General features: G+C 34.2%; 20 protein-coding genes. 9 read left to right on the top strand and 11 right to left on the bottom strand.

Annotated features, from left to right (window positions below; genetic code table 11):
- Positions 1 to 8: 8 nt before the first annotated feature.
- The gene (locus DPQ89_RS04430; RefSeq protein ID WP_127715615.1) at positions 9 to 1,895 is read right to left on the bottom strand and encodes an ATP-binding protein; all 1,887 of its coding nucleotides are present in this window, start codon (positions 1,893 to 1,895) and stop codon (positions 9 to 11) included.
- A gap of 17 nt (positions 1,896 to 1,912) precedes the next feature.
- A complete protein-coding gene (locus DPQ89_RS04425) occupies positions 1,913 to 2,671 on the bottom strand; it encodes a hypothetical protein (RefSeq protein ID WP_127715613.1) in 759 nt (252 codons plus the stop codon).
- A gap of 231 nt (positions 2,672 to 2,902) precedes the next feature.
- Between DPQ89_RS04425 and DPQ89_RS04420 the strand changes: the two genes are divergently transcribed.
- Complete coding sequence (locus tag DPQ89_RS04420; protein WP_127715611.1) at positions 2,903 to 3,742, top strand: TIM barrel protein; 840 nt, start codon at positions 2,903 to 2,905, stop codon at positions 3,740 to 3,742.
- A gap of 6 nt (positions 3,743 to 3,748) precedes the next feature.
- Here the strand turns inward: DPQ89_RS04420 and DPQ89_RS04415 are convergent, their stop codons facing one another.
- The 3 genes from DPQ89_RS04415 to DPQ89_RS04405 all read right to left on the bottom strand — a co-directional run bounded on the left by DPQ89_RS04415 (position 3,749) and on the right by DPQ89_RS04405 (position 5,525).
- Complete coding sequence (locus DPQ89_RS04415; RefSeq protein WP_127715609.1) at positions 3,749 to 4,258, bottom strand: hypothetical protein; 510 nt, start codon at positions 4,256 to 4,258, stop codon at positions 3,749 to 3,751.
- A 64-nt stretch (positions 4,259 to 4,322) separates the two neighbouring features.
- Positions 4,323 to 4,799 (bottom strand): hypothetical protein, encoded by a 477-nt coding sequence (locus DPQ89_RS04410; RefSeq protein WP_127715607.1) that lies wholly within the window; start codon positions 4,797 to 4,799, stop codon positions 4,323 to 4,325.
- A gap of 12 nt (positions 4,800 to 4,811) precedes the next feature.
- A complete protein-coding gene (locus tag DPQ89_RS04405) occupies positions 4,812 to 5,525 on the bottom strand; it encodes a hypothetical protein (protein ID WP_127715605.1) in 714 nt (237 codons plus the stop codon).
- A 77-nt stretch (positions 5,526 to 5,602) separates the two neighbouring features.
- Between DPQ89_RS04405 and DPQ89_RS04400 the strand changes: the two genes are divergently transcribed.
- Positions 5,603 to 5,809, top strand: a complete 207-nt coding sequence (locus tag DPQ89_RS04400) for a 4Fe-4S dicluster-binding protein (RefSeq protein ID WP_127715603.1) — start codon at positions 5,603 to 5,605, stop codon at positions 5,807 to 5,809.
- Here DPQ89_RS04400 and DPQ89_RS04395 read toward each other — a convergent pair.
- The 4 genes from DPQ89_RS04395 to DPQ89_RS04380 all read right to left on the bottom strand — a co-directional run bounded on the left by DPQ89_RS04395 (position 5,806) and on the right by DPQ89_RS04380 (position 9,228).
- Positions 5,806 to 6,711: a sugar phosphate nucleotidyltransferase gene (locus DPQ89_RS04395; RefSeq protein ID WP_127715601.1), complete on the bottom strand. Its 906-nt coding sequence runs from the start codon at positions 6,709 to 6,711 to the stop codon at positions 5,806 to 5,808. The two genes, DPQ89_RS04400 and DPQ89_RS04395, sit on opposite strands and share 4 nt — an antisense overlap.
- Positions 6,701 to 7,732, bottom strand: a complete 1,032-nt coding sequence (locus DPQ89_RS04390; protein WP_127715599.1) for an aminoglycoside phosphotransferase family protein — start codon at positions 7,730 to 7,732, stop codon at positions 6,701 to 6,703. Before DPQ89_RS04390 ends, DPQ89_RS04395 begins: the two co-directional genes overlap by 11 nt.
- Complete coding sequence (locus DPQ89_RS04385) at positions 7,729 to 8,505, bottom strand: hypothetical protein (protein WP_127715597.1); 777 nt, start codon at positions 8,503 to 8,505, stop codon at positions 7,729 to 7,731. The genes DPQ89_RS04390 and DPQ89_RS04385 overlap by 4 nt, the downstream gene beginning before the upstream one ends.
- 66 nt (positions 8,506 to 8,571) lie before the next feature.
- The gene (locus DPQ89_RS04380) at positions 8,572 to 9,228 is read right to left on the bottom strand and encodes a LysM peptidoglycan-binding domain-containing protein (protein ID WP_127715595.1); all 657 of its coding nucleotides are present in this window, start codon (positions 9,226 to 9,228) and stop codon (positions 8,572 to 8,574) included.
- Positions 9,229 to 9,493: 265 nt separating this feature from the next.
- On the opposite strand from DPQ89_RS04380, the gene DPQ89_RS04375 reads away from it, so the two are divergent.
- The 7 genes from DPQ89_RS04375 (at position 9,494) to DPQ89_RS04345 (ending at position 15,351) form a co-directional block, all read left to right on the top strand.
- Positions 9,494 to 10,468 carry a hypothetical protein gene (locus DPQ89_RS04375; protein ID WP_127715593.1) on the top strand — a complete coding sequence of 325 codons (975 nt, stop codon included), beginning with the start codon at positions 9,494 to 9,496 and terminating at the stop codon, positions 10,466 to 10,468.
- On the top strand, positions 10,458 to 10,649 hold the full coding sequence (locus DPQ89_RS04370; protein ID WP_127715591.1) for a hypothetical protein: 192 nt from the start codon (positions 10,458 to 10,460) through the stop codon (positions 10,647 to 10,649). The genes DPQ89_RS04375 and DPQ89_RS04370 overlap by 11 nt, the downstream gene beginning before the upstream one ends.
- Positions 10,649 to 11,110: a 2-amino-4-hydroxy-6-hydroxymethyldihydropteridine diphosphokinase gene (gene folK, locus DPQ89_RS04365; RefSeq protein WP_127715589.1), complete on the top strand. Its 462-nt coding sequence runs from the start codon at positions 10,649 to 10,651 to the stop codon at positions 11,108 to 11,110. Before DPQ89_RS04370 ends, folK begins: the two co-directional genes overlap by 1 nt.
- A gap of 97 nt (positions 11,111 to 11,207) precedes the next feature.
- Positions 11,208 to 12,356 (top strand): acyl-CoA dehydrogenase family protein, encoded by a 1,149-nt coding sequence (locus tag DPQ89_RS04360; protein WP_127715587.1) that lies wholly within the window; start codon positions 11,208 to 11,210, stop codon positions 12,354 to 12,356.
- Between the two features lie 2 nt (positions 12,357 to 12,358).
- Positions 12,359 to 13,147: an electron transfer flavoprotein subunit beta/FixA family protein gene (locus DPQ89_RS04355; RefSeq protein WP_127715586.1), complete on the top strand. Its 789-nt coding sequence runs from the start codon at positions 12,359 to 12,361 to the stop codon at positions 13,145 to 13,147.
- Between the two features lie 10 nt (positions 13,148 to 13,157).
- Positions 13,158 to 14,114: an electron transfer flavoprotein subunit alpha/FixB family protein gene (locus DPQ89_RS18645; protein ID WP_127715584.1), complete on the top strand. Its 957-nt coding sequence runs from the start codon at positions 13,158 to 13,160 to the stop codon at positions 14,112 to 14,114.
- Positions 14,115 to 14,178: 64 nt separating this feature from the next.
- A complete protein-coding gene (locus DPQ89_RS04345) occupies positions 14,179 to 15,351 on the top strand; it encodes a twitch domain-containing radical SAM protein (protein WP_127715582.1) in 1,173 nt (390 codons plus the stop codon).
- A 4-nt stretch (positions 15,352 to 15,355) separates the two neighbouring features.
- Here DPQ89_RS04345 and DPQ89_RS04340 read toward each other — a convergent pair whose 3' ends face one another.
- Positions 15,356 to 16,528: a hypothetical protein gene (locus tag DPQ89_RS04340; RefSeq protein WP_127715580.1), complete on the bottom strand. Its 1,173-nt coding sequence runs from the start codon at positions 16,526 to 16,528 to the stop codon at positions 15,356 to 15,358.
- 378 nt (positions 16,529 to 16,906) lie between these two features.
- Positions 16,907 to 17,098 (bottom strand): hypothetical protein, encoded by a 192-nt coding sequence (locus tag DPQ89_RS04335; RefSeq protein WP_127715578.1) that lies wholly within the window; start codon positions 17,096 to 17,098, stop codon positions 16,907 to 16,909.
- Between the last annotated feature and the right edge of the window lie 13 nt (positions 17,099 to 17,111).

Below are 17,111 nucleotides of genomic sequence, written 5' to 3'. Positions count from 1 at the left end.
TTTTTCAATTATTGATTCTTTAATTTTATATTAAATGTAGTTCCATTTCCAAGTTCTGATTCAGCAGAAATAGTTCCACCATGTAACTCTACAAAGTATTTTACCAGATATAAACCAAGACCGGTTCCTTTAATTGAGTGACTTGCGTCATTCTTTACCCGATAAAATTTCTCAAATATATATTCTACTTCCTCAGCAGGAATTCCAACGCCATTATCACTAATTGAGATATAGACCCATTGTTCATCATCAGTAGTTTTAATTAATACCTCAGATCCCTCTCCAGAGTATTTAATAGCATTTTCAACGAGGTTTGAAAAAACTCGCTTCATTAAATTTATGTCAAACTCAATTGGATACAAAGGTGCAAGATCCTGAACAACATTAACATTCTTTGTAGATGCCTCATAACGTAATCCTTCTACAGTACTTTCTAATATTGTGTTTATATCTTTGGAAACCATATTGAGTGAAATATTTCTAGACTCGACTTTTGTTAAATCTAAGATAGAAGATATAAATTTATTTAATTCTTTTGTCGCAACGATTATAGAGTCAAGTCCTTTTGTTAATTCAATATTACTTGAATTCTTTTGCTTCATAACATCGGCCATTCCTGCAATTTTTGCAACAGGTGTTTTTAAGTCGTGACTCATTAATGAGATGAAGTTCTGTTTTAAGTTTTCTACTTTCTTTAATAATTTTGTTTCTTCTTGAATAGCATAGCGTCTTTGATATTCTCCAATGGCCCTAAATGGAACCCAGATATAGTAAACAACAAAGACTGTTAGTACAATATGAGTTATGTATAACCAAAGACCAAGAAGAGAGAACAGAAAATATGCTAGAAATATAATTCCAAACATAATGGATAATGTCATGGCCAAGCCGGTGGTTGGTCTCATCTTAGTTATAATAATAGACAAGAATAAAGCGACAAGAATCGCAATCACATAAGAGACATCTTTTGGAATTTGCAGAACTGTTTTGTTTTGCATAAATGCTTCAATGATAACAGCATGAATAGCAAGTTTTGAGGAAGTATATTCTTCTCTATTAAACGGTGTTAAGACAGTGTCATTAGTATTAGAAATATAACTTGGTCCAACTAAAACAATCTTGTCTTCAAAGAAACCCTTTGGAAAGTTTCCAACAAGCACCCTATGAAAAGGTATTCTCTTTATTTTAGCTTTTTTGGACACAGGACTTGTGTAGTATCTAAATAGCGCGAATGTAGCATCTGCTTCTTGAAGGTAGTAAGAACCTTGAATAGAAGTTGCATCTAGGGCCTCAAGACCTCGTGTGGCCCTATATTTATTAGCCATCCATAAATGAAATGACTCTTCCCCAGAAATATTAATCAAGGCCCTACGGCTTATATCGTCTTTCGCAAATGTTGCATTATCTACATTTAAAAGCGCAAGGGAATACCCAAGGTCTTTTAAGTCAGTAGGTGGTAGATGCTCATCCCAATCATCCATATTGGTACCGAATCTAAAGACCCCCCCACCTGATTGAAAGGACTTTATCTCTTTTTTAAATTTATACAATGCTAAGTCTTCTCTATCAGAATCCGGCTCTAGCATTCCAACCAAATAACCAATTGATCTTGGACTATCCTTTATTAGTTTTTTTACAAGACCTTCATGAGAAGCATAAGTATAGGGATAACTTTCTCCTAAAAACTGGTCACTTTCTTCATCCATTGTAATTAGAACAATTTCATCTTGATGTGATATTCCCCAGTCGAACTTTATTCTCAAGTCATAAAATATCGACTCTAATGATGAAAATGAATATTGGAAAAGCACAATAATAAATATTACTGTAAATATAAAAGGGTATATTTTTGAGTTATCAAAGTTGAGAAACTTCTTTGATTTTTCTTTAATCAATGCTTATCCAAAAGTTATCAAGTTGTTCTTATATAGTATGATAACTTTTCTTTACTCTCTTGTTCAGTAAGGGAAATTGTTTCAATACATAGATCTAATAATAGATTTCCTGCATAGGCCCTATTCTGTTTTAACTTAAAAGTTGCACCACTCACCGCATGCTTCAACGGATAAAGCTTGTAGAAGTCTTCCATAAGTGAAGCCTCGACTTGTTTATTATCTATAACTGAGCTTTTTAATAAGATAATTGGCATCAAGATGGACTTAATAAGAATTGATATAACAGATAATCTCATTCTATCTAAAAAGTCACAAACAGCTAGAGGCAATAAAGCAACTGAAAAAAGAGTTAAGTAAATACTCTTACGACGTATTTCTCCTGATTTAATTTTGAAACAAGCAAGACTGAAAAGAGAGTTAAGCTCTTCTTTGTTTAAAGACTCTACTGTATTTGGATTAATTATAATCGAGGGACTAGCAAAAGAATTATCTAAAACATGCCATCCTGAAACTCTTTTTGAAACATATAGGCTAATTCTTGGAATTGAAAATTTTAGAGCCACATTTGAAAGCTCATAATTAAGATCATCTTGCCTGGTGTTTAACTTTGCCTGCATAAACCCTAGTAAAATCTTATCACCAAAAATAAAAGCGAATATAATGACGAGACTTAATAGAGATGAAGCATAAATCTCACCAAATGCTGGCAACATTATGAAGCCTAAAGCACTTATCACAGAATATAGAAAAACAAGAAGTCCTAGTAAAATCAACATATTAGAATCAAACAAAGAAGCTTTATGCTTACATTATTACACCTTTTACTAGAAATTATAGACAAGAATTCCTATTAGGGATATAACTCACCCAGTCACAACTAACGAATTTCGCAAATAAGGCGGTAAACCCCTATTAATAAAGGGAATTTCGCACAGCGACTTATGTCTGGTTCTTATTTGTGATATGACAACTTTTCGATAAAGTTTTAAAAGCACACAGGAGATATAATGCAAGCTAATAAGCTATTGTTCGGTACTGCAGGCGTTCCTAATAGTACACAAAAGAAAAATAATCCTATTGAAGGTGTAAAGCAGATTCATGCTCTTGGCCTAGACTGTATGCAACTAGAATTTGCTCATGGTGTAAGAATGAAGGAAGAAGTTTCTTCAGCACTTAGAAAAGTTTCTTACGAACTAGGTGTTCCATTAACTTCTCATGGTCCTTACTACATTAATTTAAATGCTAGAGAACAAGACAAGATTGATTCATCTATTGAAAGAATTATTCAAACTGCAAAAATCTCTGATCTTTGTGGTGCTGAATCAATGACTTTTCACGCTGCTTTTTACATGAAAGATTCGCCTTTTGACGTTTTTGACCTTGTTGAAAAGAGTATGAATGTTATTGAAGAAAGACTTAGTAGACTAGATATTCAAATTGAACTTAGACCAGAACTTACAGGTAAAACAAGTCAATTTGGATCTCTTGATGAGCTAATCTCATTAACTAAGAATGTTTCTTCATGTGCTCCTTGTATGGACTTTTCTCACCTATATGCGAGAACAGGACTCTACAATACAGAACCTGAATTTAAAGAAGTCTTAGAAAGAATTAAAGAAGAGATTGGTGAAACAGCACTATCTAATATGCATATTCATATTTCAGGAATAAGTTCTAACTCTAAAGGTGACTTAAAACACCTTAACCTAGAGAAGTCTGACTTTAACTGGAAAGATCTTTTAAAAAGTCTGAAAGATTTTAACTGCGGTGGATACATTATCTGCAACAGCCCAAATCTTGAAGAAGATGCACTGATGCTAAAGAATTATTACGCGTCTTTATCGTAGAATATATTACGCTGCGAGGTCACTTACCTCGCAGTATTTCTTAAGCCAACCTAGAATATCTTGATTACCTTTAGGCAAAAATATCAAAAAAGCTTTTCCATGCCCCACAAAGCAAATAGACTCATAATCATAACGAACAAAATCACTAAATAGATTCTCAACAAATAATTCACTATTAAATTCATTAATCATTGAAAAGTACTCATTTTCTTTTAGCTGAAATAGTTTTGTAAACTGTCCCCAATTACTCGGACATGAAAAGATTTGTTCATTTAGTTCAAAATTAAAGCAGGAAGTCTGTTCACAATAATTAAGAGTAGAGAATGTTACACCTCTTTTAATCATTGTATCTTCGATAATATGATCTTCGAAAGTATCTTCAATACTTCCGCTTTTCATCTCAAAGTATGTGCTAAGGTCTACTTTATTGGCCTGTTCAACGTCTTCAACACCTTTATAAGTCTCTTCAACAAGGGCCCCAAGAATATTTGAATCTTCTATATTTGATAATTTCATAGTAAAAATATCGGTTATAGAAGGGGATAACTTTAGCTTTCTAGTCAGGATTCAGTAATTACGACTACTTAGATGATCCTGAGGTATCCTCAGTACCTTTAGATTCAATATCTAAAGGGTCTTTAGATTCTAAGTAGCTCTTCACATTTGTTACTTTTTCAATCTTCCAGCTATCTTCAACCTTACTCATTTCTGCTATCTTTTTAGAGTCTACTCTAAAGAAATCCTTCGACTCTTTCAGTTGATCATAACTAATAATATATGTGATAAAACACTTATCAATAGAACAGTTTTCATAGGTAACACTGAATTTTTTCTTTTTAAATGAAGAAAGGTCTGAGTACGAAGAGAAATCTTCGTCAGTCATTGCCATTACTCGTTCTTTCATCTCTCCATTAAGAAACTCGGCCACTTCTAAACGATCAAAGTCACCTCTAAAGCGTCCTTCAATATATGTTCTAAGTACTTCTTGAGCGCCTTTTTCTTTGAAGCATCCATAGCTTAACAACAGGGTACATAGAATTAAAACAATCTTAGACATGTGCCTTTTCCTCTACAAATAAGTGGGGGTAATTCCTCTATCCGTGATTATATCATAGAAATCTAACCAATTAAGAGTGGTCTCTTTTTTCTCATTTAAAGTTTTAATTCCAACACCATGAGCATTAGAGGTCACAGTGATGCCTCGAAAAAAGAAGTTTGTATCTTTATACAGTATTTCGACTTCTACCTCTCCACTAAGCCTCTTAACTTCCTCAGTAGCAACAAAGAGTGTATCGACAGTCCAGTTCGTAATTACTCCTGTTGAGGCCCTATCTCCTACGACTTCATGTAGTTTAACACTCACATCATTCAAGCCTAAAGGACGCAATATTTTTTTATCAAAGAAAGAATTGTAACAAGCTTCATTTAGCTCTAATTTCCAAATCATGCAAAAAAAGTATGAAATAACGATGTAGAGCAAATTATAAAGCAATATAGTTTTATTAAAACTCTCAAGAAATAGTAGAAAAGATATAGTCGAAGCTGTAGCTGAAGTAACGATTAGGACTTTTAAAGAGATTTTCTTAACCATGAATATGAAAAGGATATTTATGAGACATAGGCCAATAAAGCTTAGATTTCCCTCTAAAGAGCGATTTATTGTTGCTAGATCCAAAGAAGAGTAACCGTCAACAAGTGAATAGAGAACATGAAGATATATGACTGAAAATAACTGAAAAATTATTATATTAATGATATTAGAATTTCTCTTTAGTATTTTCATATTATTCTCTTTTTACCTAATTAAGCTTATTCTAGTCTTAATGGGGTAATATTTTCAATCACTATTTATAAGTTGAAATGAGTCATAATACTTATATGACACCAGAGTTAGAAATTAACAATAGATGTATATCCTGTGACGCTTGTAGACTAATATGTCCAGAAGATGCAATTTTAAAATATAAGAATACATATGCTGTAGAAACTTGGTCTTGCACCTTATGCTCAATTTGTATTGAAGTTTGTCCTGTTGACTGTATAAAGTTAATAGAAAAGGACGATTAGTAGCTTATAAGCTCTCCCATCACAACACTATCTTTTGGAGCAGGTTTTTTAGAGTTTTCAATAACAATGGCGCCTGTACCTTGAATCTCTTTTCCAGTAAGGTTTATGCTAAACATTTCCCCCTTACAATCATAACAAAGCTTAGCTGTATTTTGCTTCTTTCTGTCATAAGCTTTATTTGCTAGTAGAAAACTTCTCATCTCAAAGCTATCCCCCGATAGAACCTTTCTCATGCTTTCAATATACCTTTTACAGGTTCCAAAATCTGCATACTCTAATTCTTCAGGAACGATAACCTTCACAGCTTCTTTTTCAAAATTAGCTACAGTGTCGAAGAACTTTGAATAGCCACTAGTTTTTTTTAGTAGATTCAAATTAATAATACTAACTCCACTGTACGTTAGATATGTACCTTCAACATCGTTTGGCTTTTCTATAGATTTTAATAAGTTTTCTTCAATAACTAACCTGTTATAGTTTGACCCAGGCTCAACTTCTAGCCCTAGTAGCGTTGAAACGAAAGACTCAGAGCTAGATATCATTTTTTCAATTGCATCTTCATCGGCAAATAAAAATTGATCTCCATTTAGAATTAATAAGTTTCCTTCATATCCAATTTCGTTTGCACAATTATGAATTCCACCACCAATATCCAATATACTTTCTTCATATAGAGCAATTACCTCTAAGTTTTTCTTAGCTATCTCATCATGTATCAAGTCAGCCTGATAGTGAGTATTAATGTAGATATTATTTCTTGCGAATCTTTTTGCAAAATCAACTTGGAGCTCTAAAAGTGATTTTTCAAATATTGGCCAAAGTAGCTTTGGTAACTGTTCACCAACAGGTCCCATTCGTGTTCCAAATCCAGCCCCCAAAATTAAGACATTATCAACTTGCATAATATACTTTCACTAATAATTTATAAAGAGCTTCATACTCTGGAAAAAGTCTGAGTTTATTACGTACTTTCTCAAAAGCATATCCAATATATTTTACGTATCGAATGTCGCTTCTTGTCTCATAAATATAACAAAAGCTTCCTATCGCTTTTAGTGACCTTTGTATTGTCATTAAATCATAAATCCTACTAAATTCTTCATAACTAGTTTGATCCTTAGAGGTATTTTTTAAGAAGGAGTTAAAATAATGCATCTTCAGTTTTTCAATATTTTCTTCTGATATTTGAAAATAGCAATCTTCTAATAATGAAACGAGATCGTACTGAGGAACACCTTGTCTAGCATCTTGAAAGTCAATATATACAAATTCACCTTCCTTAACCATTATATTTCTAGAGTGAAAATCTCTGTGGTTTAGGACCATATCTTTAGAAGTAATTTCATTTATTATCTTCATATTTATTCTTTCGAAAATCACAGATTCTTCACGTGAAAGTTTTGCATTTAAAAATTTCTCAACAAAGAACTTTTTCGTAAAGTTTATTTCAAACATCAGCTTTTCAACATCAAAGCTCAACTTTCCCCAATTATACTCACTCTCTCTTGGAATACTCTGAATTTTAATGAGTGTATCGACGACCTTTTTATACTCTTCGAATATTTTCTCAGTAGAACTTATAGAAGAAATATATGACAAGAAAGTAAGGTTACCCAGATCCTCTTGTAGCATATACCCCTTTTTCGAATTTTGATCGATTATCTGTGGAACTCTAATTAAGTTATGATGTAATACTTTTTGAACAATCGTAAAATCACTTTTCTCAATATCTTCATGAACCTCTGATAAGCATGATACATAATTACAATCTTTCGTTACAATTCTGTAATATCTTCTAGTCGAAGCATCTCCTGTTAATTTTACAACTTCAACGACTTCATTTTCTTTCAATGAATCTATTCTTCTTTGACTATTTTCAAATAGCTCAGTTATGAGAAGTCTCTCACTATCCTCTGGTTTCATCGCGCACCTCTTTTAACTTCCCTTAGAAAAGAATAAAAATTTTGTGAAGAGTTTTTCCTTCTTTCTGAAAACTCAAATTCCTCTGATTTAATCTTTGATATAAAGCTCTTAAAGAGCTGCTCTTCTTTTGTAATATCTTGAGTACTGCCATATAAAATTGAAAAATCGAGTGTATTCTTATTAAGGCTTTGGAGCCAAATCAAATAGGCATAAGGGTCATGTCCAGATCTCTTTATCACATGGTAAGTCCACTTATTCACTTCAGACTTCACTTCTACAGGTAATCTCACTAGGCCTAAAATGTCAGCACTAGTAATGAAACCTTTTGGAATAATTAGGTTTTTTGGATATATATTTCTTTGACTCTTAACCACTTCACTTGCAAAAGAAGCAAAGAACATTTCTTCATTTTTCACATATTTTAGAATTAATCCACTTGAGAAAAAAAACTGCGCCTTAGGTAGTGAGAAATAAAACGGGAGAGAAGAATTTATGACGTAAAACTTTGGTTCATAAAATTCTTTAAGAAGAAGCTTGTTGTTTGAAAGTATCTTTATATACAGAGAGTTTAAATATTTCTTACTCTTCTTAGTTAATCTAATCTTATTTACACCACTTGTTTTCAGATAGACATCAGTTAAAGAAGAGAGCTGACTTATATACTCAGAATCTTTGGTTTGTGAAAGACTAGAGCTAAAAGAGAATTCGCTTTTCTTAAATAGAGCGCAAGAGCTAATTGTTAATAAGGTTAATATTAATAAATATTTTTTCATTCCTAAAGTATATATACTAAAAAGCCCTCTTGCGAGGGCCTTTTTCAAATTATGTTCTAATATGTATTAGATGTCTTCTGATGCGATATCTCTATCTGGAAGGTAATAAAGTGTGAATCCTGCAAAAATTAAATTTGAGTCATGAATCATTTCTTTATTATTATCCCAAATCTCTTTCCATCTTTTTTGTGTACCGTACTTTTCATTTGAAATTGTTCCAAGAGTATCACCAGTTTTGATTAAGTGTGGAAGTCCCTGAGGGTTGTAATTAAACCCAGGAGAATCATGTCTTAGAGTCATTCCCTCTCTTAGGCTTGATTCTGAGATGCCATTATTAATAGATGAAAGTGTTTGCCACTTTCTATAATCACCATAAACTTTAAATGCTATCCACATTAAAGTATCACCTTTTTGTACTGTATACTCACCACCGGCCGCAATTGCGATTGAAGAACTCTCTTCCATCATAGGTGCGCCTTCTTCCATAACCTGTGCTGGTGCTTCAGACGAAGCAACCTCTTCAACAACTGAGTTATTATCGTCAAGAAAATTATCTTCAAGTAAGTTTTCATCTTCAGAATCTACAATGAAGTCTGCATCTTCAGCACTAACTTCAGTTGAGATATCTGCTGTTTTACTAGCATCATCTTTCTTTCTCTTGCTTGAACAACTTACCCCTAGTGTGAGTAAAGCTAGAACAAGTAAAACTTTTGAAATCTTCATATATTCTCCCTTGATATCTAATATACTTTAGAATTATGTACTAAATATCTATTCGGACAATTATATCAAGTAGTTAAATTTTTTTTACATATATCATCGACTATTTTAGACCTATAAATTTCAAGCACTTAGGCGTGGCAAAATTAGCCAACCATAAATAAAATATCTTGTTTCACACATTATATGGGCACATTTTGTAGAAATAGAAATTTCTCTATTACAAATCTCATCATCAAAAGGTACAATTTTATAGATGAATATCACTATGCGATTTATTATTCTTTTTATTCTTTTTGTACGAGTAACCTTTGCGCAATCAGTAATTGATGACTTCAATGAAAACTCTGAAGCTAATCAAATGGCCTCAGAGCTTGTTACAGAGAAAATAAACCGTGTCTCTGCTTCTAAAAGAACATATATAATCACCAATGAAAATGAGTCTTTCTACAAAGGCGACTTTATAACGATAGTTTTAAACGGACAGCTTGCAGCAAGAGCGATTGTAGCTAAGTCTGTTAATAGAGTTGCTGGCATTAAAATTATAAAAATTTATTCTCTAGACTTGTTTAAATTATTTAGAAATGACCTTGAAATTCAAATCATTCGAGGTGATGACAGTATGTTCGGGGCAAAAAAAGCCGAAGAAAAAGAAGAAAGTGATGCAAGCCTGATTAAGGAAGAAGAAGACCTTTATAATGGAACTCTACTTGAGGATGACCTCTCGCTAGAGTCTAACTCTAAAAGGGCGATAAAAACGGATAATATCGTATCATTAAATGTTGGTCTTCTTGAGGCCCTCAATAATGATGGTTCAGCTCAACGCTACACTCACCTAAATGGAATGTGGATGTACCAAGTTGATGATAATATTTGGGCAGAGCTTAGCTATGGTCAAAATTTAATTAATGATTACCCAGCACCTTCCCTAGACACTAAGCTCACAAACCTCACGATAAGAGCTAAGTACACTGTTGCCGCGCCATTCTTTTCCTATGTTCAACCTTATATCGGGTTTCAAATGATAAATGCATCAAGTCCTCAGGCTGGAGTTGATGATCCAAATGATGGATACACTCCGGGCGAAGGTGAACTTGATCGAGAAATTCAATTAGTGGAAGACCTTAAAAAGAATCAACTTGTTTTTGGTGTTAGTGTTTTAAAAAGACTTGTACCAGGGTGGTTTGTTCGTGCTGATCTAGGCTCAGATATTATGAACGTTGGATTCAGTCTTGAATTTTAAAGTATTATTTTTTATTTCTATTATTTTTGTCTGCTCATCATGTGGTGTAAAAGGTCCTCCTAAGGCACCAAAAGGAACGGAGGTACCATCATTTGTCTCCCCTTACCTTAAAGACGGAAAGTTAAACAAAACCCAGATAAAGAAAAAAGAAAGTAATAATCAAGAAGAAGTAGATGATTAATGTCACTCATTATAGCAATAGGAAGTAATATTGGTGAAACTAGAGACAATCTTAGTAACGCTATCTCTCACCTTGAAAAGTACTTCACATTAAAATCAAAGAGCAGAGTCTATACATCAGAAGCAGTGGACTATGAAAATCAACCAGATTTTTTAAATCAGGTTTTAGAGTTTGAGAAACCTCAAATATCTCCAAGTGAGTGCATGAGCATTGCTCTTAAAATTGAACAAGAACTCGGTAGGCTAAGAGGTGTTCCCAAGGGTCCCAGAATAATCGACATAGATATTCTCTTTTATGAATTATGTACAAGTACTGACCCACATATCCTACTTCCGCATCCAAGACTTTTCGATAGAAGCTTTATTGTTCTTCCTTTAATGGAGCTTCCGTACTTCAGTATTCTACAAAAACACTTCACTTTTACTACAAAGTTTAACAACTCAGCTTTTCCGTTAGATTAAAGTAAATTAAACACTTCCCTGATTGACCAGCATCTATATTACTCATATAATTTCTAGCATACTTAGTTAATGCTCACCAATTTGCAAGGACGCAACAATGGCAAGTTTTGAACTTTCTAGTGAACAGAAAGAAATATATGAAATGGCAATGAAGTTTGCTCGAAACGAAATGATGCCTAAAGCAAATGAATTCGATGAGTCTGGAAAAATGCCAATGGATATTCTCACGAAGGCGTGGGAACTAGGACTTGTAAACACATGCATTGCTCCAGAGTATGGTGGAACAGGATTTACAACTTTAGACTCCATGATTATTACTGAGGCCTTAGCCTATGGTTGTTTAGGAATGAATACAACTCTTATGGCAAATGACCTTGCTTTACTTCCAATCGCAATTGCAGGTAATGATGAGCAAAAAAAGAGATTCTTAACTCCATTTACTGAATCTTATAAAATGGCTTCGTTTTGTTTAACTGAACCAGGAAATGGATCAGACGCTGCGGGAATTAAAACAACGATAAGAGAAGATGGTGATCACTATATACTAAATGGTCAAAAGATGTGGATAACAAATGCAGGTTACGCTGATTTATTTGTTATTTATTGCACTACGGACCCTTCTCTTAAACATAAAGGTATTTCTTGTATTGTCTTAGATGATAAAAATGCAGAAGGTCTAGAGATAGGCGCTAAAGAAAGAAAAATGGGTCATAGAAGTTCTGATACCAGGGCCGTTACGTTTAATAATGTGCGAATCCCTAAAGAAAATTTAATTGGAAACTTAGGAGAGGGCTGGAAAATTGCCATGAAAACTCTTGATCACTCGCGCCCGATGGTTGCTGCTAGCGCAGTGGGTGGAGCGCAGTGTGCATTGGACCATGCTATTAAATATGCTAAAGAAAGAGTACAGTTTAATACTGTCATAGCTAATCACCAAGCAATCCAAATGATGGTTGCCGATATGGCCATGAAAGTTGAAGCTGCAAGGTTACTTGTTCACAAGTCAGCATGGCTTTTAGACGAAGGAATGCCAAACACAAAACTGGCAAGCTACGCTAAAGCATTTAGTGCAGACATGTGCATGGAGGTAACAACTGATGCCGTTCAAGTATTTGGGGGGTATGGCTACTCCAACGAGTATCCAGTAGAAAAGATCATGAGAGATGCCAAGCTTATTCAAATATATGAAGGGACATCTCAGATACAGAGATTAGTAATTGCTAAAGAAATTTTTTCAAGGAGCTAAACGTGAATATCTTTGTTTGTATAAAACAAGTTCCGGACACGGAAACAAAAATCACACCTAACGGTGATGGAACATTTATCGAAACAACTTCGATCAAGTGGATTATGAACCCTTATGACGAATTCGCTGTAGAGCAAGCGCTTTTAACTAAGCAAGCAAACAGTGGTTCAACAGTAACTGTTGTTAGAGTTGGAGGTGTAAAAGACACTGAAGCCCTAAGAACTGCACTAGCAATGGGAGCCGATGAAGCAATTCTAGTTGAGTCTGACGACAATCTAGATTCATTCATGACTGCCAAAGCTTTAAAAGGTGCTATTGAAAAGTCTGGAAAGAGTGCGGACGTTATCTTCACAGGTAAACAAGCAATCGATGATGACTGTCTTCAAGTTCCTCAACTGCTTGCAGGAATGTTAAATATTCCTTCAGTATCTGTTGTTGTAGGATGTGAAGAAGCTGGTGGTACCTATACTCTTAAAAGAGAAGTTGAAGGTGGAGCCCTCGAAGTTTACGAAGTAACTGCTCCAGTTTTAATCGCTTGTAACAAAGGGTTAAACACACCAAGATACGCTTCTTTACCTGGTATTATGAAAGCAAAGAGAAAGCCACTTGCGCAACACTCTCTTGCTGACGTTGGTGTTACTAATGAAGACAGAAGAGTTAAATACTCTAACTTCCAACTTCCACCAGAGAAACCAGCTGGGAAAAAGTTTGATGCAATGGATGAAGCTGCGCAAGCAGGAATTGTTGCTGAAGTAGTCGGGCTTCTTAGAAATGAAGCAAAAGTAATTTAAGGAGTTAACAATGGCAAAAGTATTAGTTTTTACAGAAATTACATCTGATAATGTAAAGTCTGTTACATATGAAATTTTAGGAAAGCTCGCCGGTAATGATGTTGATGTTGCTGCTGTTGGACAAGTTCCAGCTGGAGCAGTTGCAGAATTAGCAAAGTTTGGTGCTGCAAATATTCACTCTCTAAAAGGTGATAATTTAGACAAGTATTCTCCAGAGGGTTATGCAAATGCTCTTAAAGAGTTCATCGGCAATGGTGGATATGATTACGTTTTCGCTGGTTCTACTTCTTTAGCAAAAGATCTATTTCCAAGACTATCTGGAATGTTTGATGCAGGGATGGCCTCTGAAGTAACTAACTTTACAATGGATGGTGGAACTTTCGCTGGAACAAGACCACTTTTTGCGGGTAAGTGTTTAGCAAAAGTTGAAATAGAAGGGCCTAAGCCTCACTTCGTTACTGTTAGACCAAACGCTCTAGGAATGCCTACTTCTGAAAATGCTGCTGCTGGTTCAGCTGCAGATGCTTCTGTAAGTGCTGGTGAAATTAGAGCTGCAATAAAAGAAATTATTAAAGGTGCTTCTGAAAAGCTTGACCTTACTGAAGCAAATATTATCGTTTCAGGTGGTAGAGCAATGAAAGAAGCTGCAAACTTCAAAATTCTTGATGAGCTAGCCGATACAATAGGAGCAACAGTTGGTGCTTCTAGAGCGGCAGTTGATTCTGGATATGCTCCGCACTCGATGCAAGTAGGACAAACAGGTAAAACTGTTGCTCCTTCTTTATATATTGCTTGTGGTATTTCTGGTGCTATTCAACATTTAGCGGGAATGAGAACATCTAAGTGTATTGTTGCAATTAACACTGATCCTGATGCTCCTATCTTCACTAAAGCTGATTATGGAATTGTTGGAGATTTATTTCAAATTGTTCCGATCCTTACTGAAGAATTTAAAAAGATCATGTAATACTAAGGCCACCTTCGGGTGGCTTTTTTTTCTATTTACATGAATTCTCTCTTATACTTACATAATGACAACGAATAAAATATCTTATCACTGTAGTGCTCCATGGATATCATTATCCATTAATGTGGATAGAAGTTTTTCACTTTGTAGCAATACAATGAATTCTGTAAAGATTGGTAACTGGAATGAGCAGTCAATTCTTGAAACTATTAATAGCACTGCCCTTAAAAATTATAGACAAGCATTTTTAAATAATGAGTCTATAGAGATATGTAACCTCTGTTCTTCTCAAGAAGTAAGTGGAATCAATAGTAAGAGATTAGATTATAATAGTAATTATCCTTTGATTTCCTTTACTGATGAAGATCGAAAACTGTCTGATATTAAACATCTTGAAATCTCTCTTTCAAACTTATGCAATCAGAGCTGTCGTACTTGCTCCAGCTTCTTAAGTTCTATGTGGAATAAAGATAGTGATAAACTTCGAAGAGAAATCCATACTTATTCAGAAGTATCTGAAAAACAATTTAATGAATTATTGGAGGTTTCTAAAACTCTAAACTCCTTAGTAATTTCTGGAGGGGAACCTCTCATACAAGAGCAGATTTTTACGTTACTAGAAAATTTAATTGGTACTAATAATGAGTGCAATGTAACGATCAGTACAAGTTTGAGCATCCCTACATCTTCAATAGTCAGACTTATAAGTATATCGAAGTCGCTTCCGAACTTAAGTCTCAATATTTCTTTAGATGGAGTAGGTAAAAAGGGAGAATATATTAGAGCAGGAGTTATCTTTAAAGACTATGAAGATAATATCGAATTAGTCTCATCCTCTAGCATTCCTTGTGCATACCAGGTGACTATTAGCATTTTAAATATTTTCGATATAAGAGAGATTTTGACTTATATAGAGAAAAGTCCTCTTAGTATAATTCATGGAATTGAATTTTACTTAGTAACAAACCCAACCTACTACAATATTCAAATATTGCCTAAGAAGCTGAAGGCAATTCTGCAAGCAGAGTTATATTCTCTTGTGCTTGACTTCAAATCGAGTGAGAAAATAAGACCTTTACTTAGGAAAGTTCTTAGCATTAATACGCATCTTCAGATGGATAATGTTAGTGCAAATTTAAAAGATTTTTTTCGAGAGACGAAGAAAGTTGATCGGTTACGTAACGAAGATTTTAAAAAAATATTCTTTAATACCTATCAACTTCTAAAGTCTTATTGATATATTATTTTGAAGCTGGCGCTCTTTTTGGTTGAGTAAAGTCAAACCCTACTTCTTCAGTTATTCTTGCAAATTCTTCTTCTGTTTCTGGTTCTACAATTTCTTCCTCTTCAACTTCTTCTTCACTTACTTCATATATATTTTGTTCACCTTCTACACCAGCTGATCTTGAGAACTCTGCTTCGTTTTGCTCTTCAACAACTTCGATCTGATCAGAAGTTAACTCTCTAGCTTCTTGCTGTAATAATTGTGACTCTTCAAGTTGAGCAGCCATTTGATCTAACTTAGCTTCAGATACAAAGTTTAACATTGCACCTTGAAGAGGCCCTGTCGCAAATCTGATTCTAAACCCATCTTTTCCATTATTAGTTATTATACCTGTAACTTCACCATGATTTGTTTCAGCAGAAAACTGACCTCCGGCCTTAATCTCAGCTCCACCTAAGAAGCTTAGTGGCTGCTCATAGTTCTTACCGATACCAACAACAACGTTTAATTCCTCTATCAAGTTTGTATCTACTACAATATTTCCTGAGACAACTTCACCACGTAAAATATTAGGATCTTTTACTGGGTGAAGAGCACTTTCAATTACTAAGTCTTGTACTTCTGAAATGAGTACTCCATTCTTTGATTCCTTTACTTCTTCTTTAACAGTAGCTTGAGCGATTACTTCAGATTTCTTTTCAACGGCCTTAACAACTCTTACAGCTTCTAAAATTTCATAACCTTTTCCGAACTGTCTAAATAGCGCGATAGTTCTTCCACTCTCATCTAAATAAGATACTCTGAAATTCATTTCTTCTTCACCGCTAATCTTTACAAGTGAAGTACCAATTAAGTTAAAGTTCATTGGTACATATTCTTCAGAACTATTAGCTTCAAAAACAACTTCATTATTTTCATTTTGAATTCTTCTTACTTCCCATTCTCCATTAATTATAGAAGAGTTCTGGTCATTGATTGGTAAGTATTGAACCGCCGGTCTCGCTGCTTCTGTTGAAGCTACATATCTTACAACATCTTGATCATCTAAACGTTGCACAATCTCAACCTTTGTTTGATTCATGAATTCATTTGAATTAAAGTTCGCATCTTGTACGCCTTTAATACCAACTACTACAGTAGTTGCTGTTAAGAATCCTGTTAATGCTTTAAGAGTCAGTAGTGACTTCATAATCTTCTCCCGATGTTCGTACTTATATATAAGCAAGTACCGTGCCATGCATTAAGTATCAATTCTGCAAGATTTTAAGCCACAGGGAGACATAACTAACTGAAAATAGATGAGATAATTATGACTTGAAAATGAAGGTGTAAAAATATTAAACGGCCTGTATAAAAATTGTATGCTTTATTTTCGGCCTTAAGAGAAAATCTAGGGGATTCTAAATAAATAAATTCAGATAGTTACATGAGACTGGGAACTGGTTCTTAGCGGTAGTATTAAGAGGTATTTGTTAGATAGTGACTGTAGTTTTGACGAAAATGAAGGAAATTTGAGCTCAAAAAGAGTAATTAAGGGGTAGAAACACCCCTTAATCGAGACAACTAATTACTCATTAGGCATCTTTTTTCCTTCGAAGTCACTGTGACTAGCTCTAAATCTCTTTAAAGCAATTACAACTAGATCTTCTAAGTTGTAACCAGTGTTCTCTGCCATTCTTTCAAATGCCTCAACGACATCTTTTTCAACAGATACAGATAATTCTTTAAGTTCACCCTTGTTGTGTTCTTGTGTTTTCAAACAATTCTCCAGT

The sequence above is a fragment of the Halobacteriovorax sp. HLS genome, assembly GCF_004006665.1.
Classification (GTDB): domain Bacteria; phylum Bdellovibrionota; class Bacteriovoracia; order Bacteriovoracales; family Bacteriovoracaceae; genus Halobacteriovorax.
Note: the sequence above shows the minus strand (reverse complement) of the source record. Positions and strands in the feature narration are given on the sequence as shown.

Bases quoted from the DNA above. Each gene is read 5' to 3' on its own strand.
- folK (WP_127715589.1), top strand. From the start codon at position 10,649: ATGTCACTCATTATAGCAATAGGAAGTAATATTGGTGAAACTAGAGAC.
- DPQ89_RS04380 (WP_127715595.1), bottom strand. From the start codon at position 9,228: ATGAAGATTTCAAAAGTTTTACTTGTTCTAGCTTTACTCACACTAGGG.
- DPQ89_RS04415 (WP_127715609.1), bottom strand. From the start codon at position 4,258: ATGAAATTATCAAATATAGAAGATTCAAATATTCTTGGGGCCCTTGTT.
- DPQ89_RS04405 (WP_127715605.1), bottom strand. From the start codon at position 5,525: ATGAAAATACTAAAGAGAAATTCTAATATCATTAATATAATAATTTTT.
- DPQ89_RS04390 (WP_127715599.1), bottom strand. From the start codon at position 7,732: ATGAAACCAGAGGATAGTGAGAGACTTCTCATAACTGAGCTATTTGAA.
- DPQ89_RS04360 (WP_127715587.1), top strand. From the start codon at position 11,208: ATGGCAAGTTTTGAACTTTCTAGTGAACAGAAAGAAATATATGAAATG.
- DPQ89_RS04420 (WP_127715611.1), top strand. From the start codon at position 2,903: ATGCAAGCTAATAAGCTATTGTTCGGTACTGCAGGCGTTCCTAATAGT.
- DPQ89_RS04345 (WP_127715582.1), top strand. From the start codon at position 14,179: ATGACAACGAATAAAATATCTTATCACTGTAGTGCTCCATGGATATCA.
- DPQ89_RS04425 (WP_127715613.1), bottom strand. From the start codon at position 2,671: ATGTTGATTTTACTAGGACTTCTTGTTTTTCTATATTCTGTGATAAGT.
- DPQ89_RS04410 (WP_127715607.1), bottom strand. From the start codon at position 4,799: ATGTCTAAGATTGTTTTAATTCTATGTACCCTGTTGTTAAGCTATGGA.
- DPQ89_RS04395 (WP_127715601.1), bottom strand. From the start codon at position 6,711: ATGCAAGTTGATAATGTCTTAATTTTGGGGGCTGGATTTGGAACACGA.
- DPQ89_RS04400 (WP_127715603.1), top strand. From the start codon at position 5,603: ATGAGTCATAATACTTATATGACACCAGAGTTAGAAATTAACAATAGA.
- DPQ89_RS18645 (WP_127715584.1), top strand. From the start codon at position 13,158: ATGGCAAAAGTATTAGTTTTTACAGAAATTACATCTGATAATGTAAAG.
- DPQ89_RS04340 (WP_127715580.1), bottom strand. From the start codon at position 16,528: ATGAAGTCACTACTGACTCTTAAAGCATTAACAGGATTCTTAACAGCA.
- DPQ89_RS04375 (WP_127715593.1), top strand. From the start codon at position 9,494: ATGCGATTTATTATTCTTTTTATTCTTTTTGTACGAGTAACCTTTGCG.
- DPQ89_RS04385 (WP_127715597.1), bottom strand. From the start codon at position 8,505: ATGAAAAAATATTTATTAATATTAACCTTATTAACAATTAGCTCTTGC.